The organism is Antarctobacter sediminis (assembly GCF_019218285.1).
In the GTDB taxonomy this organism is placed as follows: Bacteria; Pseudomonadota; Alphaproteobacteria; order Rhodobacterales; family Rhodobacteraceae; genus Antarctobacter; species Antarctobacter sediminis.
Genome location: NZ_JAHUZG010000002.1, coordinates 1,004,670 through 1,031,190, shown reverse-complemented (window position 1 = coordinate 1,031,190; position 26,521 = coordinate 1,004,670). Strand labels below are relative to the sequence as shown.

Annotated in this window: 27 protein-coding genes; 16 read left to right on the top strand and 11 right to left on the bottom strand. The window is 62.4% G+C overall.

Features of this window, described 5'->3' with window-relative positions:
* Positions 1 to 91 precede the first annotated feature (91 nt).
* Positions 92 to 2,899, top strand: coding sequence for a DNA polymerase I (polA, locus tag KJP30_RS12895; protein WP_218449679.1), 2,808 nt, complete (start codon positions 92 to 94; stop codon positions 2,897 to 2,899).
* Between the two features lie 7 nt (positions 2,900 to 2,906).
* On the opposite strand, the gene KJP30_RS12890 is transcribed toward polA, so the two are convergent.
* From KJP30_RS12890 to nth, 3 genes are all read right to left on the bottom strand, one after another.
* On the bottom strand, positions 2,907 to 4,094 hold the full coding sequence (locus KJP30_RS12890) for a S8 family serine peptidase (RefSeq protein WP_218449678.1): 1,188 nt from the start codon (positions 4,092 to 4,094) through the stop codon (positions 2,907 to 2,909).
* Between the two features lie 126 nt (positions 4,095 to 4,220).
* Positions 4,221 to 5,210, bottom strand: coding sequence for an adenosine kinase (locus KJP30_RS12885; RefSeq protein ID WP_218449677.1), 990 nt, complete (start codon positions 5,208 to 5,210; stop codon positions 4,221 to 4,223).
* Positions 5,207 to 5,851, bottom strand: a complete 645-nt coding sequence (gene nth / locus KJP30_RS12880; protein WP_218449676.1) for an endonuclease III — start codon at positions 5,849 to 5,851, stop codon at positions 5,207 to 5,209. Before nth ends, KJP30_RS12885 begins: the two co-directional genes overlap by 4 nt.
* A gap of 139 nt (positions 5,852 to 5,990) precedes the next feature.
* On the opposite strand from nth, the gene KJP30_RS12875 reads away from it, so the two are divergent.
* Together KJP30_RS12875 and KJP30_RS12870 are read left to right on the top strand one after the other, a co-directional pair.
* Positions 5,991 to 6,563: a TetR/AcrR family transcriptional regulator gene (locus tag KJP30_RS12875; RefSeq protein ID WP_246594487.1), complete on the top strand. Its 573-nt coding sequence runs from the start codon at positions 5,991 to 5,993 to the stop codon at positions 6,561 to 6,563.
* 18 nt (positions 6,564 to 6,581) lie between these two features.
* Positions 6,582 to 7,442 (top strand): SDR family oxidoreductase, encoded by an 861-nt coding sequence (locus KJP30_RS12870; protein WP_218449675.1) that lies wholly within the window; start codon positions 6,582 to 6,584, stop codon positions 7,440 to 7,442.
* 16 nt (positions 7,443 to 7,458) lie between these two features.
* Here the strand turns inward: KJP30_RS12870 and KJP30_RS12865 are convergent, their stop codons facing one another.
* Positions 7,459 to 8,346: a LysR family transcriptional regulator gene (locus KJP30_RS12865; protein ID WP_218450146.1), complete on the bottom strand. Its 888-nt coding sequence runs from the start codon at positions 8,344 to 8,346 to the stop codon at positions 7,459 to 7,461.
* A gap of 99 nt (positions 8,347 to 8,445) precedes the next feature.
* On the opposite strand from KJP30_RS12865, the gene KJP30_RS12860 reads away from it, so the two are divergent.
* The 4 genes from KJP30_RS12860 to KJP30_RS12845 all read left to right on the top strand — a co-directional run bounded on the left by KJP30_RS12860 (position 8,446) and on the right by KJP30_RS12845 (position 11,359).
* Complete coding sequence (locus KJP30_RS12860) at positions 8,446 to 8,940, top strand: lactoylglutathione lyase family protein (RefSeq protein WP_218449674.1); 495 nt, start codon at positions 8,446 to 8,448, stop codon at positions 8,938 to 8,940.
* Between the two features lie 75 nt (positions 8,941 to 9,015).
* Positions 9,016 to 9,858, top strand: a complete 843-nt coding sequence (locus KJP30_RS12855) for a methylated-DNA--[protein]-cysteine S-methyltransferase (protein ID WP_218449673.1) — start codon at positions 9,016 to 9,018, stop codon at positions 9,856 to 9,858.
* Between the two features lie 176 nt (positions 9,859 to 10,034).
* On the top strand, positions 10,035 to 10,703 hold the full coding sequence (locus KJP30_RS12850; RefSeq protein ID WP_218449672.1) for a YiaD family glycine zipper/OmpA-like lipoprotein: 669 nt from the start codon (positions 10,035 to 10,037) through the stop codon (positions 10,701 to 10,703).
* Positions 10,704 to 10,807: 104 nt separating this feature from the next.
* Positions 10,808 to 11,359 carry an NADPH-dependent FMN reductase gene (locus tag KJP30_RS12845; RefSeq protein ID WP_218449671.1) on the top strand — a complete coding sequence of 184 codons (552 nt, stop codon included), beginning with the start codon at positions 10,808 to 10,810 and terminating at the stop codon, positions 11,357 to 11,359.
* 2 nt (positions 11,360 to 11,361) lie between these two features.
* Here KJP30_RS12845 and KJP30_RS12840 read toward each other — a convergent pair whose 3' ends face one another.
* Complete coding sequence (locus KJP30_RS12840) at positions 11,362 to 11,760, bottom strand: VOC family protein (protein WP_218449670.1); 399 nt, start codon at positions 11,758 to 11,760, stop codon at positions 11,362 to 11,364.
* Between the two features lie 39 nt (positions 11,761 to 11,799).
* On the opposite strand from KJP30_RS12840, the gene KJP30_RS12835 reads away from it, so the two are divergent.
* Complete coding sequence (locus tag KJP30_RS12835) at positions 11,800 to 12,603, top strand: HTD2 family dehydratase (RefSeq protein WP_218449669.1); 804 nt, start codon at positions 11,800 to 11,802, stop codon at positions 12,601 to 12,603.
* Between the two features lie 4 nt (positions 12,604 to 12,607).
* On the opposite strand, the gene KJP30_RS12830 is transcribed toward KJP30_RS12835, so the two are convergent.
* Positions 12,608 to 13,297, bottom strand: coding sequence for a sugar transferase (locus KJP30_RS12830; RefSeq protein ID WP_218449668.1), 690 nt, complete (start codon positions 13,295 to 13,297; stop codon positions 12,608 to 12,610).
* A gap of 968 nt (positions 13,298 to 14,265) precedes the next feature.
* On the opposite strand from KJP30_RS12830, the gene KJP30_RS12825 reads away from it, so the two are divergent.
* The 8 genes from KJP30_RS12825 (at position 14,266) to prfH (ending at position 20,110) form a co-directional block, all read left to right on the top strand.
* A complete protein-coding gene (locus KJP30_RS12825) occupies positions 14,266 to 14,880 on the top strand; it encodes a ribonuclease D (RefSeq protein ID WP_218450145.1) in 615 nt (204 codons plus the stop codon).
* A gap of 13 nt (positions 14,881 to 14,893) precedes the next feature.
* Positions 14,894 to 15,508: a hypothetical protein gene (locus KJP30_RS12820; RefSeq protein ID WP_218449667.1), complete on the top strand. Its 615-nt coding sequence runs from the start codon at positions 14,894 to 14,896 to the stop codon at positions 15,506 to 15,508.
* A complete protein-coding gene (locus KJP30_RS12815; RefSeq protein WP_218449666.1) occupies positions 15,505 to 16,005 on the top strand; it encodes an LptA/OstA family protein in 501 nt (166 codons plus the stop codon). Before KJP30_RS12820 ends, KJP30_RS12815 begins: the two co-directional genes overlap by 4 nt.
* Complete coding sequence (gene lptB / locus KJP30_RS12810) at positions 16,005 to 16,763, top strand: LPS export ABC transporter ATP-binding protein (protein ID WP_218449665.1); 759 nt, start codon at positions 16,005 to 16,007, stop codon at positions 16,761 to 16,763. The genes KJP30_RS12815 and lptB overlap by 1 nt, the downstream gene beginning before the upstream one ends.
* Positions 16,764 to 17,033: 270 nt before the next feature.
* Positions 17,034 to 17,597 carry a ribosome hibernation-promoting factor, HPF/YfiA family gene (gene hpf, locus KJP30_RS12805; RefSeq protein WP_218449664.1) on the top strand — a complete coding sequence of 188 codons (564 nt, stop codon included), beginning with the start codon at positions 17,034 to 17,036 and terminating at the stop codon, positions 17,595 to 17,597.
* 64 nt (positions 17,598 to 17,661) lie between these two features.
* Positions 17,662 to 18,126, top strand: coding sequence for a PTS sugar transporter subunit IIA (locus KJP30_RS12800; RefSeq protein ID WP_218449663.1), 465 nt, complete (start codon positions 17,662 to 17,664; stop codon positions 18,124 to 18,126).
* 257 nt (positions 18,127 to 18,383) lie between these two features.
* A complete protein-coding gene (locus KJP30_RS12795; RefSeq protein WP_218449662.1) occupies positions 18,384 to 19,502 on the top strand; it encodes an RNA ligase RtcB family protein in 1,119 nt (372 codons plus the stop codon).
* Positions 19,499 to 20,110 (top strand): peptide chain release factor H, encoded by a 612-nt coding sequence (gene prfH / locus KJP30_RS12790; RefSeq protein WP_246594484.1) that lies wholly within the window; start codon positions 19,499 to 19,501, stop codon positions 20,108 to 20,110. Before KJP30_RS12795 ends, prfH begins: the two co-directional genes overlap by 4 nt.
* 74 nt (positions 20,111 to 20,184) lie before the next feature.
* On the opposite strand, the gene KJP30_RS12785 is transcribed toward prfH, so the two are convergent.
* The 5 genes from KJP30_RS12785 to galE all read right to left on the bottom strand — a co-directional run bounded on the left by KJP30_RS12785 (position 20,185) and on the right by galE (position 26,521).
* Positions 20,185 to 21,612: a sulfotransferase family 2 domain-containing protein gene (locus KJP30_RS12785; RefSeq protein ID WP_218449661.1), complete on the bottom strand. Its 1,428-nt coding sequence runs from the start codon at positions 21,610 to 21,612 to the stop codon at positions 20,185 to 20,187.
* 6 nt (positions 21,613 to 21,618) lie between these two features.
* Positions 21,619 to 23,319: a DUF5927 domain-containing protein gene (locus KJP30_RS12780; protein ID WP_218449660.1), complete on the bottom strand. Its 1,701-nt coding sequence runs from the start codon at positions 23,317 to 23,319 to the stop codon at positions 21,619 to 21,621.
* Positions 23,316 to 24,302 (bottom strand): glycosyltransferase family 2 protein, encoded by a 987-nt coding sequence (locus tag KJP30_RS12775; protein WP_218450143.1) that lies wholly within the window; start codon positions 24,300 to 24,302, stop codon positions 23,316 to 23,318. Before KJP30_RS12775 ends, KJP30_RS12780 begins: the two co-directional genes overlap by 4 nt.
* A 73-nt stretch (positions 24,303 to 24,375) precedes the next feature.
* Positions 24,376 to 25,557 (bottom strand): glycosyltransferase family 4 protein, encoded by a 1,182-nt coding sequence (locus tag KJP30_RS12770; protein ID WP_218449659.1) that lies wholly within the window; start codon positions 25,555 to 25,557, stop codon positions 24,376 to 24,378.
* The gene (gene galE / locus KJP30_RS12765) at positions 25,538 to 26,521 is read right to left on the bottom strand and encodes a UDP-glucose 4-epimerase GalE (RefSeq protein WP_218449658.1); all 984 of its coding nucleotides are present in this window, start codon (positions 26,519 to 26,521) and stop codon (positions 25,538 to 25,540) included. Before galE ends, KJP30_RS12770 begins: the two co-directional genes overlap by 20 nt.

Genomic DNA, 26,521 nt, shown 5'->3' with positions numbered 1-26,521 from the left:
CCCCGCGACCCGCTGTCATTCCCCGTCTGGCACCCCGCCGCCGTTCGTGGCACATCTGGAGGCCAACGCGGACAACACGGGGAGGCCGGGCATGGCCAGCACTTTTGGCAAGGGGTGCCACCTGCACCTGATCGACGGATCGGCCTATATCTTTCGCGCCTTCCACGCCCTGCCGCCGCTGACGCGCAAGTCCGACGGGCTGCCCATCGGGGCGGTCAGCGGTTTCTGCAATATGCTGCACCGCTATGTGGAGGGGAACACCGGGTCGGATGCGCCGACCCATGTGGCCGTCATCTTTGACAAGGGCAGCCACACGTTCCGCAACGACCTGTATGATTTGTACAAGGCCAACCGCGAGGCCATGCCCGAGGATCTGCGCCCGCAGATTCCGCTGACCCGCGCCGCGACCGAAGCCTTTAACATCGCCTGCAAAGAGATCGAGGGATTCGAGGCCGACGACATCATGGCGACACTGGCTTGTCAGGCGCGCGAGGCCGGGGGGAGGGTCACGATCCTGTCGTCGGACAAGGACCTGATGCAGCTGGTCGGGGATGGCGTGGAAATGCTGGACCCGATGAAGAACAAGCGCATCGACCGTGACGGCGTGCTGGAAAAATTCGGCGTCGGGCCGGAACGCGTGGTGGATGTGCAGGCGCTGGCGGGCGATTCCGTCGACAACGTGCCCGGTGCGCCGGGCATCGGGATCAAGACGGCGGCCCTGCTGATCAATGAGTTCGGCAGTCTCGAGGACCTGCTGGACCGCGCCGAGGAGATCAAGCAGCCCAAGCGCCGCCAGACCCTGATCGAAAAGCGTGACCAGATCGAACTGTCGAAAAAGCTGGTGCAGCTGGATTGCGGCATGGATCTGCCGTTTACGCTGGACGATCTCGAAGTGCGTGACCCGGAGCCGGAGGTGCTTTTGGGCTTCCTCAAGGAGATGGAGTTCCGCACCCTGACCAAGCGCATCGCCGATGGTCTGGGCGTCGAGGCGCCGGTGATCCCGGACACAACGCCAGAGGCTGCCAATCCCAGAGACGAGGACCCGGATTGGCCCGCCATCGACCCGGACCGCTATGAAACGGTGGCCGATATGGCGGCGCTGCAAAAATGGATCGACCGGGCGAACGAGGTCGGCACCGTGGCCTTTGACACCGAGACCACCGGTCTGAACGAGATGACCTGTGACCTTGTGGGCATCTCGCTTTGCGTCGATCCGGGCCAAGCCTGCTACATCCCGCTGACCCATCGCGCCGAGGGCGGCGAGGGGCTGTTCGGGTCGGACGAACTGGCCGAGGGGCAGATCCCGATGCAAGAGGCGCTGGATGCGCTGAAGCCGCTGCTGGAAGATCCCGCGGTGATGAAGATCGGCCAGAACATGAAATACGACGCCAAGGTCATGGCACGTTACGGCATCGCAATCGCGCCGATCGACGACACGATGCTGATGTCCTACGCGATGAATGCGGGCTTGCATAACCACGGCATGGACGCGCTGGCGGAACGCTATCTTTCGCACACGCCGATCCCGATCAAGGAAATCATCGGCACCGGAAAAAGCCAGATCACCTTTGACCGCGTGCCCATCGACAAGGCCACGCGCTATGCCGCCGAGGATGCGGATGTGACGCTGCGGCTGGCGCGGATCTTCAAACCTCAGCTGCATGTCGCCAAGGTGACGCGGGTTTACGAGGGGTTGGAACGGCCCATGGTGCCCGTCTTGGCGGAAATGGAGATGACCGGCATCAGGGTGGATCGCGACGTGCTGTCCCAGATGTCCAACGCCTTTGCGCAAAAGATGGCGCAGCTGGAAGAAGAGATTCACACGCTGGCCGGTGAAAAGTTCAACGTCGGCAGCCCCAAGCAACTGGGCGAAATCCTCTTTGACAAGATGGGGCTTGAGGGCGGCAAGAAAGGCAAGACCGGTGCCTATGCCACCGGGGCGGACATTCTCGAAGATCTGGCCACCGAACACGACCTGCCGGGGCGCGTGCTGGACTGGCGGCAACTGTCCAAGCTGAAATCGACCTATACCGACGCCTTGCAGGAGCACATCAACCCGGACACCGGGCGCGTGCACACGTCCTATTCGATTGCCGGGGCGAACACGGGGCGGTTGGCGTCGAACGATCCCAACCTGCAAAACATCCCGGTGCGCAGCGAAGAGGGGCGGCGCATCCGCACCGCCTTTGTCGCGCCTGAAGGCAAGGTGCTGGTCAGCCTTGACTATAGCCAGATCGAACTGCGCATCCTTGCCCAGATGGCGGATATCGATGCGCTGAAACAGGCGTTCCGCGAGGGGCAGGACATCCACGCCATGACCGCGTCGGAAATGTTCAACGTGCCGCTGGACGAGATGACGCCGGATATCCGGCGACAGGCGAAGGCGATCAACTTTGGCGTGATCTACGGGATTTCCGGCTTTGGTCTGGCGCGCAACCTGCGCATCCCGCGGGCCGAGGCGCAGGGCTTTATCGACCGCTATTTCGAACGCTTCCCCGGCATTCGGAAGTACATGGATGCGACGGTGGAGTTCGCCAAGGAACACAAGCGTGTCGAAACCCTGTTCGGCCGGCAGATCCACACGCCCGAGATCGCCGCCAAGGGGCCGCGCGCCGGTTTTGCCAAGCGCGCGGCGATCAACGCGCCGATTCAGGGGACGGCGGCGGATATCATCCGGCGCGCCATGGTGCGGATGCCCGAGGCCATCGCCGGTCTGCCCGCCAAGATGCTGTTGCAGGTGCACGACGAACTGCTGTTCGAGGTCGAAACCGGCGCAGTGGATGACCTGATCGGTGTGGCCAAAGAGGTCATGGAAGGCGCCGCCGCGCCCGTGGTGCATCTGGATCTGCCGCTGGTGGTGGACGCAGGGCAAGGCGCGAACTGGGCCGAGGCGCACTAGCGCCGGATCAATCCAACGCGCCGCGCGGGGCCTGAACCAGACCGGCCCCGCAGTCGCGTGGCGAGGCTTCTTGCGACAAGGGCGCGCGGCTGGCGGTTCGGATCAGCGTTGCCGCCAGTGAGCGGGCTGTGATCTGCTTGCCATCCTCGCGGCGTTTCTGCGCCCATAGCGCCGCGATCCCCGCGGTATGGGCCATGGCCATCGAAGTGCCGTTCAATGTGCGCAGGCCGCCGCTCAACCCGGCCGATATGATCCCGGTTCCCGGGGCCACAAGAGCGGCACCGGTGTTTGAAAAGGGCGCAGCGGCCAGGCCGGTTTCGCCCTGCGTGCAAGCGCCGATGGCCAGGATGCCCTCGGCGCAGGTGGGGGCGGCAGGACCGGTTTCGAATTCTGGTCCGATGGTGCGCAGGCTGTCATTGCCCACGGCACCCAGGATCAGGGGGACTTCGCCGCATCCGATCATCTGAACAAGGATTTCGCAGATCCGCAGGTTGCCGCGATAGGCGTGAACCGCCGCCGAGGTGGCCAAGGCCTGCGGATACCCTTCGGCGGTCAGTGCATCGACCTGCGCGGGTGTGTCGAAACTCAGCGAAAAGCCCACGACATCGGCCTTTTCCTGCAAGGCCCAGAGGATCGCCCGCAGCAGATCTTCGGATCGGCCAGCGCCATCGTCGCCCACCGCCTTGGCCACCAAAAGATCGGTCACGCCCCGCGCGACACCAATCCGGGTGCCGCCTAGGTCACGGCCCAACAAATTGCCCGCCACATGGGTGCCGTGGCCATTGGCATCGGCCACGCCGGTTCCGGCAAAGTCGCGGGCGGTGATGGTGACACCGGCAAAGGCTGGGTGTGTCGCGTCGATGCCGGTGTCCAGCAGGGCGATCCGGACGCCGCTGCCATCGAACGGGGTCCAATCCGCCCCGATCGCGTGAAGCCCCCATCCGGGCACCGCATCGGCGGCGCGCAGGTCATCCATCGGCTGAGGCGATAAAAGCCGCGTCGGCATGGCCGGTTGAATGGTCAGCAGGGCAGGATCATTGGCCGCGTCGCGCAGGTCATCGGGGGTCAGATCGGCGACGAAAATGTCGGGAGCGGCTCCACCTTGCGGGTCTTGTGGCGCGACGCGGGCGGTCAGGGGCACTTCAGGCCGTCGCCAGTTGCCCGCCTTGTCCCGCAGGAGGATGTGTCGCGTCATCGAAATGCCCCGGACAGGATGTCCCGGGTGTCACGCTAGACGGCTGTTGCAGGCGGCGGAAAGGCCGCCTGCGTGAAAACCGCGTGAAAACGCCATGAAACGATAGGGTTGACGCTGGTCGGCGTCCTAAATCAGGCCCTGTTCGCGGAACAGGTGCTGAAGGTTCGCCTCGGGGCGCGGCCCCATGTGGCTGATGACCTCACGCGCCGCGGCGCTGCCCATGCGGGCGGCTTTTTCCATGTCGGCGCCGGTTGCAAGGCCATAAAGGAACCCGGCGGCGAACTGGTCGCCTGCGCCGGTGGCATCCACGGGCACGATCTTTTCCACGCCGACGTCGATGCGTTCACCTTCATGCAGGACGGATACGCCATCGCCGGACCGGGTGCAGACCACCAGCGGGCAGATCGCGCCCACGGCGCGCAGATCGGCCTCGAGGTCGTCGTTCTGATAGAGCGAGCGGATCTCGGCCTCGTTGCCGATGACGAAATCCATGTCTTCCTCGATCAGCTTGAGGAAGTCGGCGCGGTGCCGTTCGACGCAGAAGGGATCGGAAATGGCGATGCCGGGTTTGCCGCCTGCCGCCTTGCAGGCGCGCGCCGCCTTGAGAAAGGCTTCTTTGCCCTTGTCCTTGTCGAACAGGTAGCCTTCGAGGAACAGGTACTCCGCCTCTCCGGCCACGTCTTCGGAAACGTCATCGGGGCCAAGTTCGGCCGAGATTCCGAGGTAGGTGTTCATCGACCGCTCGCCGTCGGGCGAAACAAAGATCATGCTGCGCGAGGTCGGCAATTCGCCGCCCGCGACCGGCGGGTTGACGAAATCGGTGCCGTCCTTGGCCATGGCGTCCGCGTAAAAGCGGCCAAGCGCATCGTCATGCACGCGCCCGATAAAGGCGGTGCGCAGGCCAAGGTTGCCGATCCCGGCCAAGGTGTTGGCGACCGAGCCGCCCGGTGCCTCGATCCGGTCCTTCATCGCGCCGTACAGCGTTTCGGCGCGCTCACGCTCGACCAACTGCATGATGCCCTTCTGGATGCCCATGTGGTCAAGGAAGGTGTCCTCGGCGCGGGTCAGAACGTCGACGATGGCGTTGCCGATGCCGACAACCTGGTACTTTTTCATGATGTCTTTTCCTCGAAGGGGCAGAGGTCATTGATGAGGCAGGCCTTGCACTTGGGCTTGCGCGCGACACAGATGTAGCGCCCGTGCAGGATCAGCCAGTGATGCGCATGCTGTTGGAAATCGACGGGAATGTTGTCCTCGATCGCGCGTTCCACGGCGACCACGTCCTTGCCCGGGCAGATGCCGGTGCGGTTGCCAACGCGGAAGATATGCGTGTCCACCGCCTGCGCCGGGTACTGCCACCACATGTTCAGCACCACGTTCGCGGTCTTGCGGCCAACGCCCGGCAGGCTTTCCAGCGCGGCGCGGGAGTTGGGCACTTCGCCGCCGTAGTCGTCCACAAGGATGCGCGCCATCTTGATGACGTTCTTGGCCTTGTTGCGATAGAGGCCGATGGTCTTGATGTGTTCGGTCACGCCCTCTTCGCCGAGGGCGAGCATCTTTTCCGGCGTGTCCGCGATCTGGAACAGTTTTTCGGTGGCCTTGTTCACGCCTGCGTCGGTGGCTTGTGCAGACAGCGCGACGGCCACCACCAGCGTATAGGCATTGACGTGGTTCAGCTCACCCTTGGGTTCGGGTTCGGACTGTTGGAAGCGGGTAAAGATGTCCCGGATCGTGTGATAATCAAGCTGCTTGGCCATACCTTCCCCTATGCCCGCAACGCCCCGGTGTCGCAAGTCGCACGCTCACCGAAGCGTGAGGCAAATCTTCGCCGGGCAGTATTGATAATGAATGTTCATTATCATATTTGGCGGTCATCGCACCGAAAGGACCCGCCAAATGCCCCGCCTGACCAAGGACCAGACCCGCCGCAAACTGCGCAATGCCGTGGTGTTCGAGGCTGTCGAAAAAGGCTTTGCCGCCTTGTCCGTCGCGGATGTGGTGAAACGCGCGCAGGTGTCTGCCGGGACGATCTATGTCCACTTTGAAAACAAGACGGACATGCTGCAACAGGTCTACATGGAACTGAAAGAAGAGTTCCACGCGACCGTGACCCGAGGGCGCGACACCGGGCCGACACGCGACCTGATCCGAACGATGTGGTTCGACATGTTCGACTGGATCGCCGACCACCCGCGCGAATTCCTGTTTCTTGACCTCGGCAGCGCAGCGCGCCTGCTGACAGAGGATCAACAGGCCAAGGCTGACGCCTATGCCGAGGATATCGCGGGGCTTTTGCGGCGCGGGGTGCTGGATGGCACGCTTGCGCCGCTGGATACCAAGCTGCTTTCGCTGTTGCTGACCGCGCCTGCCATGCAGATGGCGCGCGGCGCAGTGATGCGAGGCCAACCCATACCGCGAGACAGCATCGAACAGACCTTTGAGCGGGTCTGGCTGTCGATCGCGGCCTGACATCGCAAAGGACATAAAATGAGCAAGATCATCCTCGTGACCGGCACCTCTACCGGGCTGGGCATTTCGATTGCCGTGCAGGCGGCGCAAGCCGGGAATACGGTCTACGCCACCATGCGCAATCTCGACAAACGCGGATTGCTGGACAAGGCCGCGGAACAGGCGGGCGTTTCACTGAACGTGCTGCCGCTGGACGTGCAGGACGCGGCAAGCATCGACGCGGCAGTGTCGCAGATCATCGCGGTCCATGGCCGGATCGACGTATTGGTGAACAATGCCGGTCAGGGGTTTGTCCGCACGGTCGAGCAGGCCCCGGAGCAGGACATCGCCCGTGTGACGGACATCAATTACATGGGTGTCGTGCGCACCATCAAGGCGGTGATCCCGCATATGCGCAAGGCGCGGGCCGGGCATATCGTCAACATCACTTCGGTCGGTGGTCTGGTCGGACAGCCCTTTAACGAGATCTACTGTGCGGCGAAATTCGCGGTCGAGGGACTGACCGAAGCGATGGCCGCCTATCTGACGCCGGCCTTCGGCATCCATTTCAGCGCGGTCGAACCGGGTGGCATCCAGTCCGAGTTCTCGGCCACCGTGCTCAGGCAGGTCGAGGAAACCGGTGGCATGCTGGACGACGAATATCTTCCGATCCTGCAAACCTATATCTCGGGGGCGCAAAGCCGGATGGGTGCGGATGCCTATCAGACCGCTGATCAGGTGGCCGAGGTTGTCATGGGTGTGATCGCCTCGTCGAAGCCGCCGCTGCGGCTGCGCACTTCGGACTGGGCCGAGGAATTGACCCGCTTCAAGACAGCCGCCGACCCGGACGGATTGAAACAGCAAGAGATGGTCGTCAGCCGGTTTCTCGCGGACCTGTAATCCGGGGCGGCAGGGCTCAGCGGAGCCGTTCGGCCACTTCGCGGCACAAATTGGCGATCCGGCGCACCCGGGCGCTTGGCGGCGCGCGCCGGGATACCAGCCAAAGCGCGTGGTGTCGGCGTTCCGGCAAAGGCGCGATCCAGAGGCTGTCGTTCTGGGCAAAGCCTTCGATCCCGCTGCGCGGCAAAAGCGTATAGCCGATGCCGCGCGCCACCGGTTCGGGGATCTGGCCGATCTGATTGATGCGGGTCCGGGTGCGTAGCCGGTCCGCCCCGACGAATTGGTCGGGAAAATTCAGGGCAAGAAGGTCGTTTGCATAGGCATCGACATCCGGGTGTGCCACCAGTCCGCGCGATTGGAGGTCGTCAAAAGTGACATTGGTCCCCTTGGCGCCCAGCGGCAGCACGAGGCACAATTCCTCGGTACCGATCCTCGTGGCGTTCAGGCGCGGATGGTCCGGATCACGCCCAAGGACGCCAAGGTCGAACCTGCCATCCAATACACCTTGTTCGACGCTGCGCTGTGGCGCGGCCTCAACCTGCACCGAAAGCGCGGGCGCCTCGGTCAGGCGATCCAGCACCCTTGGGTACAGCAGCAAGGCAAAACTGCCGGAACAGGCAACGCGAACAAGACCGGCATCGGGATCGTCCCGGGCAATGTTTTCGCGCAGCCTTTGTTCTTCTGCGCGGCGCGAGCGCCCCAGAGCAAAGACCGCCTCGCCCGCCGGTGTCAGCGTGAATCGCTTGCCATCCTGCGCGATAAGGGGCTGGCCGACCTGCGCCTCCAGCTTGCGCAATTGTTGCGATACGCCCGGTTGAGTCATGTTCAACCGTTCGGCGGCGCGTGTGAAATGGCCGATCTCACACAGGGTGGTGAAGGTTTCCAGCCAGGTCGCGTTCAGCATCATGCCAAAGTGTTATCAAAATCATCCAAAACGATAATTTCACGTCAAGGGGGGCAATGTCTACCTGAGGGTCTAATCGGATCATAAAGGAGACCCGCAATGACAACCCCGCGCAGCTTTTCCCACATCGGCCTTTCGGTCCCCGACCTCGAGGCCGCCGTAAAATTTTACTCTGAGGTTATGGGTTTTTACGTGCTGATGCAGCCCTCGGACGTGACCGAAGACGACAGTGCCATTGGCCAGATGTGTACCGATGTCTTTGGTCCCGGCTGGGACAGCCTGCGCATTGCGCATCTGTCCACCGCTGACGGCACCGGCATCGAGTTGTTCGAGTTCAAGGGCAACACCGCCCCGGAGGACAATTTTGACTATCGCCGTCACGGCACCTTTCACTTTGCCGTTCAGGACCCTGACGTCGAAGGCCTGTTGGCGCGCATTGTCGCGGCGGGCGGCAAGCAGCGGATGCCTGTGCGGGAATACTTCCCCGGCGAAAAACCCTATCGGATGGTCTATGTCGAAGACCCCTTTGGCATCATCTTTGAACTGTACAGCCACAGCTATGAACTGACCTATTCGGCAGGGGCCTACGACTGAGCCTTGGGAAAGCGCATCTTTCGGAATGCGCGCGGGCATCTTCCCCGGCTAAAGTGCCGGCAAAGGAGATGCCCGATGCCCAAGGACGACGATCAAAGCTATCACTATCAGGTCATGGGCCGTGCCATTCAGGCAGTAGACAGGTTGGGCCCGCAGGCAACGCTGGAAGAGATCGCCCGCGAAATGGGTATGAGCGCGGCGCATTTTCAGCGCCTTTTCAGTCAGTGGGCGGGAGTATCGCCCAAGCGGTACCAGCAATACCTGACGCTGGGCCACGCCAAGGCGTTGTTGGCCAATCGCTTTACAACGTTGGAGACCGCTCATGCCACGGGGTTGTCGGGTGGCGGGCGGTTGCATGACCTGTTCCTGCGATGGGAGGCGATGAGCCCCGGCGACTATGCCAAGGGCGGGGCCGGGTTGACGATTTATTGGGGCTGGTTCGAAAGCCCCTTTGGCCCCTCGCTGGTCATGGGCACCGACAAAGGGCTTTGCGGTATTGCCTTTTCTGCGGAAACAACCGAGGCCGACGCGATGGAGGACATGGTTTCGCGCTGGCCCAAGGCGGATTTCGTCGAGGATCCGATGCGTCTGCGCCCATGGGTTCTGAGTGCCTATGGCGTCAAGGCCGAGGGGCCGGTGCCGCTATTCCTGATCGGCGCGCCGTTTCAGATCAAGGTCTGGGAGGCGCTGTTGCAGATCCCCTCGGGCCATGTGACCACCTATTCCGAAATCGCCGAGTGCATCGACCACCCCAAGGCGGTGCGGGCGGTGGGCACGGCGGTGGGCCGCAACCCGATCAGCTACCTGATCCCCTGTCACCGGGCGCTGCGGAAATCCGGTGGCTTGGGGGGCTATCACTGGGGCCTTCCGGTCAAGCGCGCCATCCTCGCATGGGAGGCCGCCCGGCTGGAGGCCTGACGGGCAGGCGACTGAGATTGAACAGCTTTCTGCATCGGCCCGTGTTCTGACCTAAAGTCATGGGCGGAGCCTTGCCGATTTTCCCGGTGACAAGGCTGGGGTTTTGCCGGATGTTATTGCATATCGACAGTGAAAGACCCCATTCCAACGGGGCAAACCTTATAAAGAGGCTCAACATGATCCGGGCGAAATCCGCGATTCTCATTTCCGCCGTGGCCGTCCTCGGCCTCAGCGCCTGCACCACCGGTCCGCTGGTCAACGAAAACGACCCGAACCAGAAAGCCAAGCAAGGCGCGCTGGTTGGCGCCATCGGCGGTGCCGTGGCTGGCCGTCTGCTGGGTGGCAACGACAAGGGCGAGCGCAACCGCGCCACCGTGGCCGGTGCGCTGGTCGGTGCCGGCGTCGGCGCAGCCATTGGCAACCAGCTGGACAAGCAAGAAGCCGAACTGCGTCAGCAACTGGGTGACAGCGCGACCATCCGCAACACCGGTGACCGCCTGATCGTGACCATGCCGCAGGACATCCTGTTCGCAAAGGACAGCGCGGACCTGCGCCCGACGCTGGTGTCTGACCTGCGTGACGTGGGCCAGTCGCTTCTGGCTTACCCGAACACCACCGCTCAGGTGATCGGCCATACCGACAGCGATGGCGACGCCGCCTATAACCTCGACCTGTCGCAGCGTCGCGCCCGCTCGGTTGCGAATGTCCTGCTGTCCGAAGGCGTGTCCTCGGCGCGGGTGTCGGTTATTGGCCGGGGCGAGGATCAGCCGATTGCTTCGAACCTGACAGCCGAAGGCAAGGCTCAGAACCGCCGGGTCGAAATCGTGATCCTGCCCACGGGCTAAGCGCTGCACAGGGGCTGTGCCCCAGTACGGGAAAAAGCCAAAGCGCCGCGTCTTGTCGCGGCGCTTTTTGCATGTAGGTCTTGTCGCAAAGACAGGAGACCCCGATGCCAGATATGACCCTAGTCGGCCTGTGCGGCGCGCTGCGCGCGGACAGCAGCAACCGCAAGCTGATGTTCGAAGCTGCCCGGCTGTTCGACGGCAACAGCTTTGCCGAACTGGATTTGCGCTTTCCCTTGTTCGACGAGGACATTCAGAACGAAAGCGGTATCCCGGCCAAGGTACAGGCCGCAGCCGATGCAATCGCAGAGGCGGATGCCGTTCTGGTCGTGACGCCGGAATACAACAAGGGCATCTCTGGTGTGCTCAAGAACGCGCTGGACTGGATTTCCCGCACGGAGGGCAGCCCGTGGCGGGACAAGCCGGTCGCCTTGCTGTCGGCGGCGGCGGGCCGCGCCGGGGGGGAGCGTGCGCAGAACATGGCGCGCTTGTGCCTGTCGCCTTTCCGGCCGCGTTTGTTGACCGGACCGGAGGTCATGCTGGCCCAAAGCCGGCAGCAGTTCGATGACAGTGGACGCCTGACCAACGAACGCACGGAACGGCTCTTGTCCGAGCAGATGCAGGAATTGCAGCGCGAAGTTGCGCGGATGCGCGGCTGATCTCAGATCCGGTTCGAGATCTCGATGAGGTTTCCGTCCGGATCGCGCAGGTACAGCGAGAGGATCGGTCCGGTTGCGCCGGTACGTCGAACAGGCCCTTCGATGACGTCGATGCCCTGATCGGCAAGATGTGTTTGCCAGCGGTCCAGAGCTGTTTCGCTGAGGAAGCACAAGTCGGCAGAGCCGCCCGTCGGCACCAGCGCCTTGGGATCGAATTCCTGTCCGGCCTGATGCAGGTTGATCTTTTGTTGCCCGAAGGTCAGCGCCCAGCGGGTGCTGCCATCTGCGGGGGTAAACCGTTCGGCCTGCATTCCCAGGGCGGTCTCGTAGAACCGTCGCGTCACGTCCAGATCGGCGACGGTCAGCACAAGGTGATCGAGCGACTGGACGGCAGGCGGCATGGCTGGAATAACCTCGGCACAGATGAAGGAGGCAGGCCGATGCAGAATGGCTCGGAGGCGGTGCGCCGTCAAACCGATGTGATGGACCCGGACCGCGCCAAGGCGTTGCAAGCGGCGCTGGATCTGCCGGTGACGATCGATGCGGGGCGACCGTTGCCGCCCTTCTTTCACCAGATCTATTTCTGGGATGCGCAACCGCCGGGGGTTCTGGGCCGCGACGGGCACCCGCGCGTGGGCACCGGCTTGATCCCTGATCTGAACCTGCCGCGCCGCATGTGGGCCGGGGGGGCCTTGCAGTTCCACGCGCCGCTCAGGGCCGGGCAGATGGCCGAGAAGCAATCTCGCGTCGCGGATGTGACGATCAAGCAGGGGCGTAGCGGGGCGTTGGGCTTTGTCACGCTTGCGCATGAAATCTGGCAGGGCGGGCAGCTTTGCGTGACCGAGCGGCAAGACCTTGTGTATCGTGAGGATCCAGACCCGTCCGCACCGCGCCCGCAAGCGCCTGTGGCGCGAGACGACGCGGCGCGACAGCGCGAGATGGGTTTTTCCTCGACGCTGCTATTTCGCTATTCAGCGCTGACGTTCAACGGGCATCGCATACATTACGACATCGACTATGCGCGCGAGGTCGAGGGCTATGGCGGGTTGGTGGTGCATGGACCGCTTCTGGCGCAGGGGCTGCTGTTGTTTGCCGAAGAGCAGGCGCCGGTCCGCAGTTTCAGTTTTCGCGCTACGGCGCCGCTGATGCACGATGAACCTGCGACGCTTTGCGTGAAGGAAACGGACATGTGGGTGCGCGGCCCCGATGGCCGGCAGTGCATGCAGGCCGCCGTCGAATTTTAGAGGCTCAGCAGCCTGTACCGCGAAGGACCACGCGCACGGTCTTGACCAGCACGCGCAGATCGTTGACCAGCGACAGCTGTGCCAGATAGGCCGTGTCGAACCCGGCGCGCTGGGCAAAAGAGCTTTCGTTGCGAACCGAGACCTGCCAGTAGCCGGTGATGCCCGGGCGCAGCGCATAATAGGCCGTGCCGGGATAGATGTCCTGCTGACAGGGCATCATCGGGCGCGGGCCAACCAGCGACATGTCCCCACGCAGCACGTTGAACAGTTGCGGCAGCTCGTCGATCGAGCTTTTGCGGATCAGAAGGCCGACACGGGTGATGCGTGGGTCATGGCGCAGTTTTTGCGTCCGGTCCCATTCCTCACGGGCGGCGGGATCCTGTGCAAGGTAATCCTCCAGCCGCTGATCGGCGTCGGGCACCATGCTGCGCAGCTTCCAGATGTAGAAACTGCGGCCGTTGCGGCCCAGCCGTTTCTGGAAATAGAAGGGCGAATGCCCGTCCCGCGCCACGAGAAGCGCAAAAATGCCGATGATCATCAGTGTTGGTATCGCGGCCATCAGGACGATGAGCACGTCCAGCGTACGTTTGAAGACATCGCGATAAAGGGTCAGACCGGATTCGGCGCGCAGCGCCTCGTCGATCAGCTTTTCAATCCTTGCCGTTGGCAGCGGCTGGCGCAGTTGCAGTGTCAAGATGACCTCCTACCAGTCATGCGTTGACGAGAGTCCGAACTGATAAATCGCCGTGAGCGCCTTTTTGGACATAGCTCCGCAGATCACGCGAATTGCGTGTTCCCCCCGGAAACGGACGGGCCCGAAAGCCCTCGCTATGTTTTCGAATGGCGTTGCGCAAAATGCGCAGCAGACCTACCAGGATACTCCCCTAATGGAAGCACCAACCCCCAAGTGCCGTTTTGGCTAAATTGTGACAATAGTTTGACACAATCATTCGACGATTTCTTATGACCGGCTGTCATCATTCCGTCAATCTGTACGAAAGGAGACAACCAAAAGTTGAAAATGCTTGACTTAGATCTAGTTGAAAACAAGTGAAAATTAACCAAATCGCCGACCTCCGCGCCTGTGTGTGCCCAGCGGAAGCAAGGAAAATCCATCGTTTTATCCTTGTCTTTGCAAGGATGGTCAGATTTCGGAAAGCTGAAACAGTTTCTTGGCCGCCGCGTCCATTTTTGTTTCCGTTTCGTGGACAGTTTTTGGAAAACGGCGAAACCAGTCTTTGCTTGAGCGCAAATTCTGGCGGGAATTGGTAACTGAGTGATTACTTGTGCTTGAGTTTCGGAAACAGTAGCGATGTGCCATCCCTATAACCGAAAGACCGTTGTATCGGATTGAGAGGCGCGGAGCGCCTTTGCGCAGACGCCTGCGGCGCAACAATCTAAGAGAGAGCGGGGGCGCTCACGGATTGTTACAAGTCTTCGAAAAACGCGAGCAGCCCGCCATGATCCTGCCCGAATCGGGCCGATTCTCGCCCCATGATTCGACGGATTCGGTCCGAAACGCGACAAGGTTTCGCCCTAAATGCGCGAAATATGGCGCATGACCGCAATCGCCGGGAGAGCCGTCGCGCCGGGCCAGTGTTGAAAGCGGGCGGAGGCGCGGATATGTCCTGCCGCAGACCGGTTCAGACGAAAGGGCGCATCGTGACCAACCACCTGTACAAGGGCGATTTGCCCGACGATCTGGATCTTGGCCCCGTTGTCGCCATCGACTGCGAGACCATGGGGCTGAACCCTCATCGCGACCGTTTGTGCGTGGTGCAATTGTCTGGCGGCGACGGCAACGCCCATCTGGTTCAGGTGGCCAAGGGGCAGACACAGGCACCGAACCTTGCGCGCCTGCTGACCGACCCGGATGTGCTCAAGCTTTTTCACTTTGGCCGCTTTGACATCGCAGCCATGTATCATGCCTTTGGTGCCCTTGCCGCGCCGGTCTATTGTACCAAGATCGCCAGCCGCCTTGTCCGGACCTACACGGATCGCCACGGGCTCAAGGCGCTGACGCAGGAGTTGCTGAGCGTCGATATTTCCAAGCAGCAGCAATCCAGCGACTGGGGCGCGGAGGATCTGACCGACGCGCAGCTGGACTATGCCGCCTCGGACGTACTGTACCTGCATCGCCTGCGCGAGGCGTTGAACGCCATGCTGGAGCGAGAAGGCCGCATGGTAATTGCCCAGTCCTGTTTCGATTTCCTGCCGACCCGGTCGATCCTCGACCTCGAAGGTTGGCCGGAAACCGATATTTTCGCCCATGCCTGACGGGATGTAAGCAATGCGTCGCGGGGGCGGACTTTATTCACGTGTCATCGCCTGGCTGAAGATCCTGCTTCCCTTGGTGGCGCTGGGCATGTTGTCCACGCTCTTTATCCTGTCACGCGCGACTGAACCCTTGCAGGACGTGCCTTTTGTCGAAGCGCTGCAAAAGGGAACGGCACGCGAAGAGGTGGGTGCACCGTATTTCGCGGGGACCACGCCAAAAGGTGATGTGCTGACCATGACCGCGCGTACCGTGCGTCCCGAAGGGGACGGCGAACTGCTTGCCGACGATCTGGATGCCCGGATGCGGCTGGCGGATGGCAGCGAGATCAAGCTGGACGCTGGCGAGGCCATGTTGCGCGATCTCTCGGGAGAGGCGCGGATGATGGGCGGTGTTCGCATCGAAAGCTCTCAGGGCTATATCTTGCAGACAGAAGGGCTGACCTCGCGGTTGGACGTGATCGACGCCGAAAGCCTTGGGCCTGTTACCGGCGAAGGACCGGTTGGCCGCTTCGAGGCCGGTCACCTGCGTATTTCGCGCAGCGGAGAGGGGGATGCGGTGCAAATGGTGTTTTCCGGCGGGGTGAAACTGGTATATCAACCGCCAAAAGAAGAAAGTGCTGCCGAATGATCCGTTTCCTTCTTGCCGCTGTCATGATTGTCCTCTTGCCGATGGGGGTATCCGCGCAAGGCGCACAGGTGGCCTTTGGTGGATTGCAGCAGGACACCCGCGCCCCGGTCGAGGTTACGGCGGACTCTTTGCAGGTGAACCAGGCGGACGGGACGGCGCTTTATTCCGGGAATGTGGTGATCGTACAGGGCCAGATGCGGCTTGCGGCGCCGCGCGTTCTGGTCGTCTACTCCAGCGCGGGCGGACGTATTCAACGAATGGAGGCCTCGCGCGGGGTGACACTTGTCAGCGGGTCCGAAGCCGCCGAAGCGCAGCGCGCGGATTACAACATCGAAGCCGGGCAGGTCATCATGACCGGCAATGTCCTGTTGACTCAGGGACCCAGTGCGCTGACGGCTGAACGCATGGTCGTCAACCTGCGCGACGGCACGGCACAGATGTCAGGCCGCGTGCGCACCGTCCTGCAACAGGATCCGGACGCGCAGGACCAACCGTGATGGCCAAACCACAACTGAGCGTGACAGAGGGCGACAGCGGGCTGCGTGTCGAACACCTCCGCAAAAGCTATCGCAAGCGCGTGGTGATCCGGGACGTTTCATTGCGCGTCGACCGGGGAGAGGTCGCGGCATTGCTGGGGCCGAACGGGTCGGGCAAGACCACGTCATTCTACGCCATTGCCGGCCTGGTGAACCCCGAAGGCGGGCAGGTTCTGATCGATGGCACGGATGCCACCTTTTTGCCGATGTACCGGCGTGCCCGGCTGGGGATCGGGTATTTGCCGCAAGAGATGTCGATCTTTCGCGGCATGAGCGTCGAGGACAATATCGGCGCGGTTCTGGACATCGCCGAGAAAAGCGCCATGCGCCGGCGCGAACGGCTCGAAGAGCTGCTGGGCGAGTTTTCCATCGAACACCTGCGGCGCGCGCCGGCTCTGGCCTTGTCCGGGGGAGAGCGCCGTCGCGTGGAAATCGCTCGCTGTCTGGCGGCGAACCCCAAGTACCTGTTGCTGGATGAACCCTTTGCAGGGGTGGACCCGATCAGCGTCGGTGACATTCGCCATCTGGTGGCGGATCTCAAGACGCGCGGCATCGGTGTGCTGATCACCGATCACAATGTCCGCGAAACGCTGGAGATCGTGGACCGCGCCTATATCCTGCACGATGGCAAGGTTCTGATGTCCGGCACACCGCAGGAAGTCGTGCAGAACGAAAACGTGCGGCGTGTGTATCTGGGCGACAACTTTCGCTTTGGCTGAAACCCGGCGCGCCGGGGTGACGCTGATCAGAGACACATTGTTGCGATCTGTCTTGGCTTGCCCTTCCGGTTTCCATTGACACCGCCCGCGATTTGTTCGTCAAATGAGGACATGGTGCTATTGATCGCAGCATGGCGTGTTTGCGGGCTCCTCACTTCCGAGGCCACCCGCGCACATCCTGCGGTCCGGCGCCTTCCCTGAACCTTGTGACGTCGTGACGGGGGTGCGTCCCCCGTGCCATGTTGCGGGTGCATAAGAAAAGGACAAATCATGCGCTATCAGATCACCGGAAAACACATTGATATCGGCGACGCGCTCCAGGTTCACGTGACGTCCGAGCTGGGCAGCGTACTGGAAAAGTACGGCCAGCGTCCGACTGACGCGACGGTGATTTTTTCAAAAGCGGCCCATGAATATGTCTGCGAAGCCATCGTTCACCTGTCGAGCGGGTTGAACGCTGCCGCCAAGGGACATGCGACCGAAATCTACGCCGCGTTCGAGGCCTGCTCGGAAAAAATGGACAAACAGTTGCGCCGGTACAAGCGCCGCCTGAAGGACCACCACAAGGACCGGACCGAACCAGTTGAACATTTCGGGGCAGCCTCGTATATCCTCGCAACCGAGGCGGAATCGGGGGGAGAAGAACCCGAAACGCTACAGCCGATCATCGTCGCGGAGATGGAGACCAAGATCCCGTCGCTGTCGGTAGGGGAGGCCGTGATGCAGATGGAACTGGCGGGAGCGCCGGTTCTGGTGTTTCGCAACGAAAAGAAGGATGGCGTCAACGTCGTGTATCGCAGGGAAGACGGCAACATCGGCTGGATTGATCCATAAGATCCGCTGAACGTCGACCGCCCGGACCCGCGCCGCGTTTGCGCCCCAAATACAGGCAAGGCTCATGAAATTTGTCGAACTCATCTCGCCGAATGCTGTGAAAGTCGTGTCCGCGACTTCCAGCAAGAAACGACTGATGCACGACCTCTCGGACCTTGCCGAAAGCGCCTATGATCTGGACGCGCCGCGCATTCTCGAAGCGTTGATGGAGCGCGAAGCCCTTGGCCCGACCGGTGTCGGCCACGGTGTCGCCTTGCCCCATGCGCGGGTTCCGGGCCTGGATCAGGTGGTCGGTGCCTTCATCCTGCTGGAAAAGCCGGTCGATTTCGACTCGGTCGATCGTCAGCCGGTGGATGTGGTATTTGCTCTGTTCGCCCCCGAAGAAGCCGGGGTCGAACATCTCAAGGCCTTGGCGCTGGTTTCGCGCAGCCTGCGCGACCCGGCGCTTTGTGCCAAGCTGCGGGCCAACCCGGTTCCGGCCACCCTTTACACTATCCTGACAGAGGCCGAGGCAGAGAAAGCCGCCTGAGGCTTTTTCGTCACCCCGGCGCATGGTCTGGAAAACCCCCGTTGGCGCGACCGTGCCGACGGGGTATCCACTGTTCATTCATCAACCCGAACCAAAGGAGGGACGCATATGACAAACCGTTTCATCACCGCTTTCTTCCCGGATCGTTCGACCCGTTGATGGCTGCGCGCCTCAGGGCGCATCACCTTTCGAATTGAGCGATCCGTTCTGCGGCCCCTTTGCGGGCTGCCTCTCATGTTTTTGAGAAAGACGGACCAATGGGCAATTCCCAGACCGGGGCACTTCTGCGTGTCTCCGAATTCTATTCTGACGGCGCATGGATCGAAGGCCGCGCTGTCGATCAACTGAACGAAGTGGCTCGCTGGCCGGGCATGTCGGCCGTCGCGGGGTTTCCGGACCTGCATCCTGGCCGCTATGGGCCGGTTGGGGCCGCCTTCCTCGCCGATCGCATCTATCCGCAACTGATCGGGCCGGACATTGGCTGTGGCATGGCGCTGTTCCGGTTGAACCTGCCGCGCCGCAAACTGAAGCTCGACAAGGCCGCCCGCCGGATGGGCATCCTCGAAGAAAGCAGCGACATGGCTGCGCGGGCTTTGGGAGGCACGGCAGCCGAACGGCTTGGCCCGTCCGGGCTGGGCACGCTGGGAGGCGGCAATCACTTCTGCGAAGTGCAGGAGGTTCACGACGTGGCCGATGAAACGCGGGCCGCGTCATTGGGCCTGTCCAAGGGTGACTTGTGCCTGCTGGTGCATACCGGTTCGCGCGGGCACGGTGCCGGTGTGTTCACCGGAATCGAAGCAAGCTGGAAGCAGGGGTTCGCAACGGGTAGCGCCGCAGGACAAGAGTATCTGGCTCTGCACGGGGCGGCACAGGACTGGGCCCGGATCAACCGGGCAGAGATCGCCCGCCGAGCCGCCGAGGCGCTGCGTTGTGACGTGCAGATGATTTGTGACGCTCCTCACAACCACCTTGAAATCCGCCCTGATGGTTGGCTGCACCGCAAGGGGGCGGCAGCACCGGATGCGGGGTTGGCCCCGCTGGCAGGGTCGCGCGAAAGCCTCAGCTATCTGTTGACGGTGCCAGATGGCTCCGCCGGAGCGCTGGGGTCTGTCTCGCACGGGGCCGGGCGGCGGTATGACCGCGCGGCCATGCACGGGCGCATCCGCCGGGTCAAATCCGAACTGGAGGCCATGCGACAGACACGCTTTGGCGGGCGTGTGATCTGCGAGGATCGCGATCTGCTGATCGAGGAAGCGGGCAGCGCCTACAAGGATGCCGCCGCAGTGCTGGCGGATCTGACAGGCTTCGGACTGGCCAGCGAACTGGTCTCGCTGGCCCCCTTGTTGACCTACAAGACAAGCGGGGGGCGCGGATGATGGTTGTTCTTTTGATCTCCAGCGGCAATGGCCCCGGCGAATGCCAACAGGCGGTGGCGCAGGTGTTGACCCGACTGCGCGCCGAGGCCGAGGGTGCTGGTGTCGAACTTGATGTGGTGGAACGCGCCGGCCGGGCCGGGCCGGTGTCCGCGGTGGCCGTCTTGCAGGGGCAAGGTGCCGAAGTGCTGGCGGCCCGTTGGCAGGGAGTGCTGCTTTGGCGCTGTCCCAGCCAATTGCGGCCACGTCACAAGCGCAAGAACTGGTTTGTGGAGGTGTTTCATCTCCCCGAAGCGCCGCGCGCCGTTTTCATCGACCCGGAAACGGTAGAAATGCAGGCGATCCGTGCCGGTGGCCCCGGCGGGCAGCATCAGAACAAGACATCCGGCGCGATCCGCGCAAATTGGCAGGGGTATTCCGTGGTGGTGCGCGACCAGCGGTCTCAGCATCAGAACCGGCGCCTTGCGCTAGAGCGGTTGCAGGCGCTGGTGGACGCGGACCGGGCCGAGGCGCAGGCCATGCGTGACGGACAGGCGCATTGGTTGCATCATCAGGTGCAGCGCGGCGATCCTGCACGGGTCTTTGACGGCCCCGGATTTGTCGAGCGGTAAGGGACGGGGGTGACGCTCGTCCCGGAGTGCCTCCGGAACGTCGCCCCACCCACCGTCCCTTGCGGCACCGTCGCTCAGGCCCAATTGTCGAAGCCGAACATCACGTAATCCCGTTGATAGGCCTCGCGGCCGAGGGACTCGATCTGATCGTCATAGATCTGGGCCAGCGCAAAGGGCGCGCGTGTCGGCACCGGCTTTGGGTCGGGGGGATCGGCGTGTCCCACCTGCAAGGCGAGGGCGGGCAGGTAGGCGGCCATCTCGTCCTCGCGCACGATCATGTCGGGCAGCGTGAATTCGGCCATGCCTTGCAGGCACTGGGCCTGCGTGGCCCAATGGCCGTCCACGCGCAGGGCCGTCTGGCCGTTGAGATTGGCGCGCACCCATTCCAGCCAAGCGGTAAACGCCTCGCGGTGGGCGTTTACGTCGTAGTCGGCCCCGGGTTCGCCTTCGGGGATGGGCAGGTTATGCGCCCGGCGCAGCACCTTGCGGATTCCCTGAAAGCTGCCTTTCTCCGTGGTCAGGATCTTGTTGCAAAAGGCGTCATGCGCCCGCGCCACCGGATGCCGGAGCACGGTAAAGCTGCGGTGGCCGGGGCGTTCGCGTTTCCATGCGCGCAGGCTGGCCTGAGTGAACTTGTCTTCCAGTTTGCCCCATCCGACCCCGTCCAGCGCCGCCAGCCAGTCCTTGACCGCCCGTTCGGGCCCAGATCGGATCGGCATGTACAGCAGCGGCGTCTGCGCCGCGGCGACATAGGTCGGCACCACCGGCCCGCGACGCGGTTCGAAATTCGGCGTCCGGGCAAGATTGAACCGGTCGAGCCGTGCAAGGCTGTCGGCCATCTCGGCATAGTTTTCGACCTTCTCGGCGGCGGGTTGAGGGTTTTGCCGTTTCAACGCGGTGTTGAGGCTGTCCAGCCGGGCGTTCACACCCAGCCATTGCGCCAATCCGTTCATCACGGCGACGTCCTGCAAATCCTCGTAAGCGATGTAAAAAGCCGTTTGGCCGGTGGTTTGCAGGCTGTTCAGAATCCTGATCTGGAAAGCCTGCAACTCGGCCAGATGAGCTTCGAATTCATCGGCGTCGAACTGCGCCTGCGCGTCCTTGCGTTTCTTGACATTGGTCAGCTTCCACTGGCCGGTGGCCTGCGCGATCTTCTTGCTGATGTAACTGTCCGCCGGATTGCGGGTCAGCACGATCTTGGCCACCTTGGGATCGGTCAGCAGGGTGTCGCAGATACGTGGATCGTGGTCGTGGAAATAGCGAAAGCCGCCCAGCCCGTCTGATCCGGTGCGGATGCGGTCAAGCAGACTCTGTGGGTTTTGATCCCGTTCAGGGGCGGTGATGTCGAGGATGTCCTCGGCGTTCGGGTAGCCTATGAAATGCGGGTTGAAAGCCTCGCCGTGGCAGGTCACCCCGTCAAAGGCATTCAGGTTCGCCTCAAGGAAATTGGACCCGGTGCGCATTTCGGCAAAGATCACGAAACAGTCAAAGCGCTGGGTCATCTAAAGTCATTTCCTGACGAGATAGGGTTTGCGGGCTTTGCCCGGACGGTTGCGCGGCGTCGTATCGACGGGAAAATCGCCCATCAGGTAGGGGTGCATTCCCTGATTTTTCAGGTTCTGAAGGAACTGGCCAAAACCGGTCAGATCCACCAGGCGGGGCGCTTCGGCCAAGCGGCGATTGTTCTTTTGCCCGATCTCGTCGATCAGAACCTGTAGCGGCTCCATAGGGGCCTCGATGAAATCGGCCATGGTCCATGTACGGATGCGGGCCTTGGTGTCAGGCTCGCGCAGTTCGTCCAGCATCTTGGACTCGATCTTTTGCAGGCGCGCGGCCTCGGCCCGTATCTCGGCGAAATCTGCGTTCGACTGGAACAGGGGCACGGCCCATGCGCCAGCGATGACACTGATCTGGGCGTTGGGGTCGCGCGCCATGTGCCACAGCACCTTGGCATTGTCGCGCGGTCCGTATTGGAAACACTGCCGTTCGCCGCGGGTGTTCCACAAAAGGTTTGTCAGAAAGGCCTTTGGGTTGGCATCGCGCAGTTTGGCGTTGTCCGACAGCGCCCCTGCAATCACCCGGTCCTTGCCTGCGAATTCGGCCCGTTCAGGGGCAAAGAGATGACCGTGGACCTGCGCGCCAGTGGCCTTGGACAGCCAGCCCTCGAAGTTCTGAAACAGCTCGGTAAACCCTTGGAAGACCGAGTACTTCCCTGCCGTGACGCCGTTTTCCCAGCCCCGGTTGGGAAAGCGGCTTTGCATGTATAGCCCCGCCCGGCCGCGCGTCCGGCGGTCCACAGCACGGGCAAAGATCCGGTCGATCTTGCCAGGGTTGGGTTCTTGCCGTTGTTCGGCGCTGTTGGGGTGGGTCAGGAAAGCCTGATACAACCGGTCCGCATGGGGCCAGATCTTGCGCGCGACAAAGCAATCGGACCGGCGCAACAGCTGAAGATGATCGTCGTAGAAGATATGCGGCTTGCCCTGAAAGTCGAACTTCGACAGCGTCAGAGACCGGCTTTCGATCTGGGTGGAATAGAGCCGCGCCAGCGTCTGGAAATAGCTTTCGTCCGGGATCCAGACGCGGCGGAAATAGCGATCGTAGCGGGGGCGCTGAGGGTCTTGCAGGATCGCGCTGAGTGTCTGGCGGGTCAGGCACCACCATTGGCTGCCCATGTGCGGCACCAGCCCCTCGGGGATCGTGCGAGCATAGCCTGCGGCCCGTTGCAGATCGACAAATTTGTCGAAGAGATACCTTTGCTTGCGCCACGAAAACGGGAACTGCAAGGTAAAGCGTTCATGGTCCAGTCCGCCGACGGTCCAGGGCACATCCGCGGTTGTCGCGCTTTCGATGAAATCGGTGCGCGGGCGGTCGGCAAGGTAGGCGCGGAGGTCGGCGACGGGCCGCAGGGGCAGGCAGGAACCGGACGAAAGATAGACGTGCCGCACCTGCGGAAAGTCGTCCAGTATCAGCTGCGCAGCGTCCTGGCTTGCCGCGACTAGGCCCCATGTCCCCCATTCGCAGCGGTGCCGCTGGCAGAACCGCACATCTGGCAGATCGGTCAGCGCCTTGCGAAACCTGTCGAAGCTGGGCTTGCTCACCTTGGCATCCACGTGGATCACCACGGGACAACCGCCCTGCGCCCAGTGGCGCGCCACCTGTTCGGCGCGGTCAAAGGCGGTGTGGACCAGCATGACGACGCCGACGCTCATGCCCAGTTGCCTTTCGACATGAGGCCGAGGATCTCAAGCTGGCGCCAGTTGATATATTTCTCGGACCATTTGCACCATAGATCGGGGTTGTCCTTCACCCCTTCGGCATAGGCGATATATTCGCGGCTGGCGCCGTAATGCTGGCCGCGCGTCAGCTCTTCTTCGGCCTTCTGGCCGAAGGTGGACAGGAATTTGGTGTGGAGCAGGATGCCGCTGGCCTTTTCGCCGCCCCATTCGTCATAGACCTGATTCAGCCCGCGGGGCAGCAGGTTGTGGGTGGACGAGACATAGGCATAGCGCCGGTCCCATTTCACGAGCGGGATCTTGTTCAGCGCAGGCGCCAGTGCGGGTTTGTCGGCAAAGAACATCCGCGCACGCGGCCCGCCCTGAATCCAGAGATTGCCAAAGCGCGGGTTTTTCTGGATCGAGTAATTGCCCGCGTCGAACCAGTTGGCGATTTCCATCGGGTCCTGACCTGTGCTGTAGGGATGCTGGTCAATCCGGCCCTTGGGATACATGTCCAAAAGCATGGCCGAGAAAGATTTGATCGAAGAGGCGTCCAGCCAGTCGGTCAATGCGCGCAGAGGGCGCGTATCGCAAAACGGGTAGAGAAAGAATTCATCCGGATCGACGGTCAACGCCCAATGACCGTGGGCGTGTTTCATCAAAAGCCAGTTGATCCAGTCCATGCCAAAGCGGGCGCGCTTGTAGCTGGCGCGGGTGGTCCAGACCGACACATCCGGTTGACTGGCAAGGTAATCAGCCGATCCATCCGTGGAATCGTTGTCGACAAAGAAGAAATGGCTGACACCCATGTCGCGGTAGTAGCGCAGGAAATAAGGCAGGCGGATACCTTCGTTGCGCTGGGTCGAGAACAGCAGGATGTCGGAGGGGCGGATCAGGTCCGTCCGATTGGCGACAGGGCGCAATTCACGCCGTTTGCGGAAGGCACGAATGCGCCAGCGCTTGCGCTGTACCCTCAGCCGATATGCCTGCCATGCGCCCAAATGCGTGCCTCTTTCATCGCGCCAATGCGCGCCTTGCCTTGGGCTGCTATCAGGTCAGGGTTAAGACCGTTTTGAAATGCGCCTCCCACGTGGGGGGCGAAAAGCGCGGCGCCTGTTCCGCGCGGGCCTGTCCTGTCCGGTGATCCGCTGCCATCCGGCTTATTTCGTTGCGCCAACGATAGCGGTCCGTCACATCAGCGTAAACGGGAATGTCGCCAAGCACTTCGCGGTAAATGGGCAAGTCGTTGACCAGCACGGGAACCCCCAGCGCAGCAGCCTCGACCGGGGGGAGGCCATAACCTTCGGCAAAGCTTGGAAAGAGCATCCCGGCACTGTCAGCCAGCAATGCGGCCACTTGCCCGTCGTCAAGACCGGGGAGTTCGTGAACGCGTGGTGGCCTTGTGTCCAGCCGGTCAAAGACCGCCTTGTTTTCCCACCCCCGACTGCCGCAGATCAGCAGGTCTGCATCTGGATTGTCCTGCCAGAGATCCAGCAGCAGCGCGTGGTTCTTGCGCGGTTCAATGGTCCCGAGGGTCACGAAATATGGTGCCTTCCACGGGCCAGCGGGAGCTGTTCCGGGCTGCATCAGGTCCAGCCCCAGCGGCGCAGAGGCGGTTTTGGGCAGGCCGTCGCCAAGGTGCCGGGCCAGATCGGTCTCTGTCTGATGCGAGTTGCAGACCAGAAGATCCGCCCGCGCGGCGCGCATCAGGAAATGGCGGAAACGCTCGACTGTGCCGGGGCGTTGATATTGCGGCACGTCCAGCGGGATCGTGTCGTGGATAAAGACGGTGATCGACGCATCGATGTGCCCAAGCGCAGAGATCACGCGATCTGTCAGGTTGGTGTGACCGGTGTTCACATAGGTGATGCCGCGCGGCAAATGTCGGCGCAGCATGGCGGGCAGGCGCATCGGAAGACAGCGGTCAAGGCAGAGGCGGCGCAGGTCAGCTTCGGCGCGGGCGCGCACCGGGTCCATTCCGCGCCTCAGCCATGACAGACGGTCCGCCGCGCCCCAGTTCTGCAAAATCACCAACGCGCGCAGGGCGGCACAACCGCGCTGATCCAAAAGGACATAGCCAAGTGAACTGCGCACCAGCCCCCAAAGCGGGCCAGCGTCCAGCAAATGCGTGAGATAGGCGAATTCGACCCGGTCAACCCCGGTCATGGGGCGGCCTGCCCGGCTGATCAGCCGGGTCAGGTCCAGCAGGCGATCACGCTTCGTAATGCCCATTCTTGTGCCAGCGCCAAGCGTCCGCGATCATCTGTGGCATGGTCGAGCGGCGCGGCTCCCATCCCAGTTCCTCGCTGGCGCGGGTCGAACCCGAGACCAGTTTGGTCGCGTCCCCTGCGCGGCGGGGACCATCGGTGCAGGGAACGGCCATGTTGGTGACATGACCTGCGGCCTCGATCACCTCGCGGACGGAAAAGCCGCGCCCGGTGCCAAGGTTAAAGACCCGGCTGCCCTTGCCATCGCGGAGCCATTTCAGCCCCAGAACATGCGCATCCACAAGGTCCATGACGTGAACGTAATCGCGGATGCAGGTGCCGTCGGGCGTGTCGTAATCGGTGCCATGAACAGTCAGTCCGGGGCGCTTGCCGTCGACGGCCTCGAGCATGACGGGGATCAGGTGGGTTTCGGGGCGATGGTGTTCGCCCACCTCGCCGTCCGGGTCGGCACCGGCCACGTTGAAATAGCGGAAGATCACCGATTTCAGGCCGTGTGAAGCTTCGAAATCGCGCAGGATGTTTTCCACCGCGCGCTTGGAGCCGCCATAGGCGTTCAGCGGTTCTTGTGGTGTCTGTTCGTCCAGCACGACATTGTCATGCTCGCCGTAGGTGGCGCAGGTCGAGGAAAAGACGAAATCAAGGCACCCGGCGGCGCAGGCGGCTTCGATCAGGGTCAGCGACCCGTCGACATTGTTGCGCCAGTACAGGCCGGGCTTGGCCATCGCCTCGCCCACTTGGGACAGGGCCGCAAAATGCATGACGGCCACCGGTTGCCACTTGGCAAAGACCTCGTCCAGCCGCGCGCGGTCAGAAAGGTCACCCTGTTCGAAGGGGCCGAATTTCACCGCGTCCTGCCAGCCGGTGACGAGGTTGTCATAGGTGACGGGCGTATAGCCTGCGGCGCGTAGCGCCTTGCAGGCATGGCTGCCGATATAGCCGGCCCCGCCCGTCACAAGCACGTGCGACAC

What these genes read in the sequence shown, in the direction of transcription:
- polA (WP_218449679.1), top strand. Translation starts at nt 92, where the DNA reads ATGGCCAGCACTTTTGGCAAGGGGTGCCACCTGCACCTGATCGACGGA.
- KJP30_RS12890 (WP_218449678.1), bottom strand. Translation starts at nt 4,094, where the DNA reads ATGACGCGACACATCCTCCTGCGGGACAAGGCGGGCAACTGGCGACGG.
- KJP30_RS12885 (WP_218449677.1), bottom strand. Translation starts at nt 5,210, where the DNA reads ATGAAAAAGTACCAGGTTGTCGGCATCGGCAACGCCATCGTCGACGTT.
- nth (WP_218449676.1), bottom strand. Translation starts at nt 5,851, where the DNA reads ATGGCCAAGCAGCTTGATTATCACACGATCCGGGACATCTTTACCCGC.
- KJP30_RS12875 (WP_246594487.1), top strand. Translation starts at nt 5,991, where the DNA reads ATGCCCCGCCTGACCAAGGACCAGACCCGCCGCAAACTGCGCAATGCC.
- KJP30_RS12870 (WP_218449675.1), top strand. Translation starts at nt 6,582, where the DNA reads ATGAGCAAGATCATCCTCGTGACCGGCACCTCTACCGGGCTGGGCATT.
- KJP30_RS12865 (WP_218450146.1), bottom strand. Translation starts at nt 8,346, where the DNA reads ATGCTGAACGCGACCTGGCTGGAAACCTTCACCACCCTGTGTGAGATC.
- KJP30_RS12860 (WP_218449674.1), top strand. Translation starts at nt 8,446, where the DNA reads ATGACAACCCCGCGCAGCTTTTCCCACATCGGCCTTTCGGTCCCCGAC.
- KJP30_RS12855 (WP_218449673.1), top strand. Translation starts at nt 9,016, where the DNA reads ATGCCCAAGGACGACGATCAAAGCTATCACTATCAGGTCATGGGCCGT.
- KJP30_RS12850 (WP_218449672.1), top strand. Translation starts at nt 10,035, where the DNA reads ATGATCCGGGCGAAATCCGCGATTCTCATTTCCGCCGTGGCCGTCCTC.
- KJP30_RS12845 (WP_218449671.1), top strand. Translation starts at nt 10,808, where the DNA reads ATGCCAGATATGACCCTAGTCGGCCTGTGCGGCGCGCTGCGCGCGGAC.
- KJP30_RS12840 (WP_218449670.1), bottom strand. Translation starts at nt 11,760, where the DNA reads ATGCCGCCTGCCGTCCAGTCGCTCGATCACCTTGTGCTGACCGTCGCC.
- KJP30_RS12835 (WP_218449669.1), top strand. Translation starts at nt 11,800, where the DNA reads ATGCAGAATGGCTCGGAGGCGGTGCGCCGTCAAACCGATGTGATGGAC.
- KJP30_RS12820 (WP_218449667.1), top strand. Translation starts at nt 14,894, where the DNA reads ATGCGTCGCGGGGGCGGACTTTATTCACGTGTCATCGCCTGGCTGAAG.
- KJP30_RS12815 (WP_218449666.1), top strand. Translation starts at nt 15,505, where the DNA reads ATGATCCGTTTCCTTCTTGCCGCTGTCATGATTGTCCTCTTGCCGATG.
- lptB (WP_218449665.1), top strand. Translation starts at nt 16,005, where the DNA reads ATGGCCAAACCACAACTGAGCGTGACAGAGGGCGACAGCGGGCTGCGT.
- hpf (WP_218449664.1), top strand. Translation starts at nt 17,034, where the DNA reads ATGCGCTATCAGATCACCGGAAAACACATTGATATCGGCGACGCGCTC.
- KJP30_RS12800 (WP_218449663.1), top strand. Translation starts at nt 17,662, where the DNA reads ATGAAATTTGTCGAACTCATCTCGCCGAATGCTGTGAAAGTCGTGTCC.
- KJP30_RS12795 (WP_218449662.1), top strand. Translation starts at nt 18,384, where the DNA reads ATGGGCAATTCCCAGACCGGGGCACTTCTGCGTGTCTCCGAATTCTAT.
- prfH (WP_246594484.1), top strand. Translation starts at nt 19,499, where the DNA reads ATGATGGTTGTTCTTTTGATCTCCAGCGGCAATGGCCCCGGCGAATGC.
- KJP30_RS12785 (WP_218449661.1), bottom strand. Translation starts at nt 21,612, where the DNA reads ATGACCCAGCGCTTTGACTGTTTCGTGATCTTTGCCGAAATGCGCACC.
- KJP30_RS12780 (WP_218449660.1), bottom strand. Translation starts at nt 23,319, where the DNA reads ATGAGCGTCGGCGTCGTCATGCTGGTCCACACCGCCTTTGACCGCGCC.
- KJP30_RS12770 (WP_218449659.1), bottom strand. Translation starts at nt 25,557, where the DNA reads ATGGGCATTACGAAGCGTGATCGCCTGCTGGACCTGACCCGGCTGATC.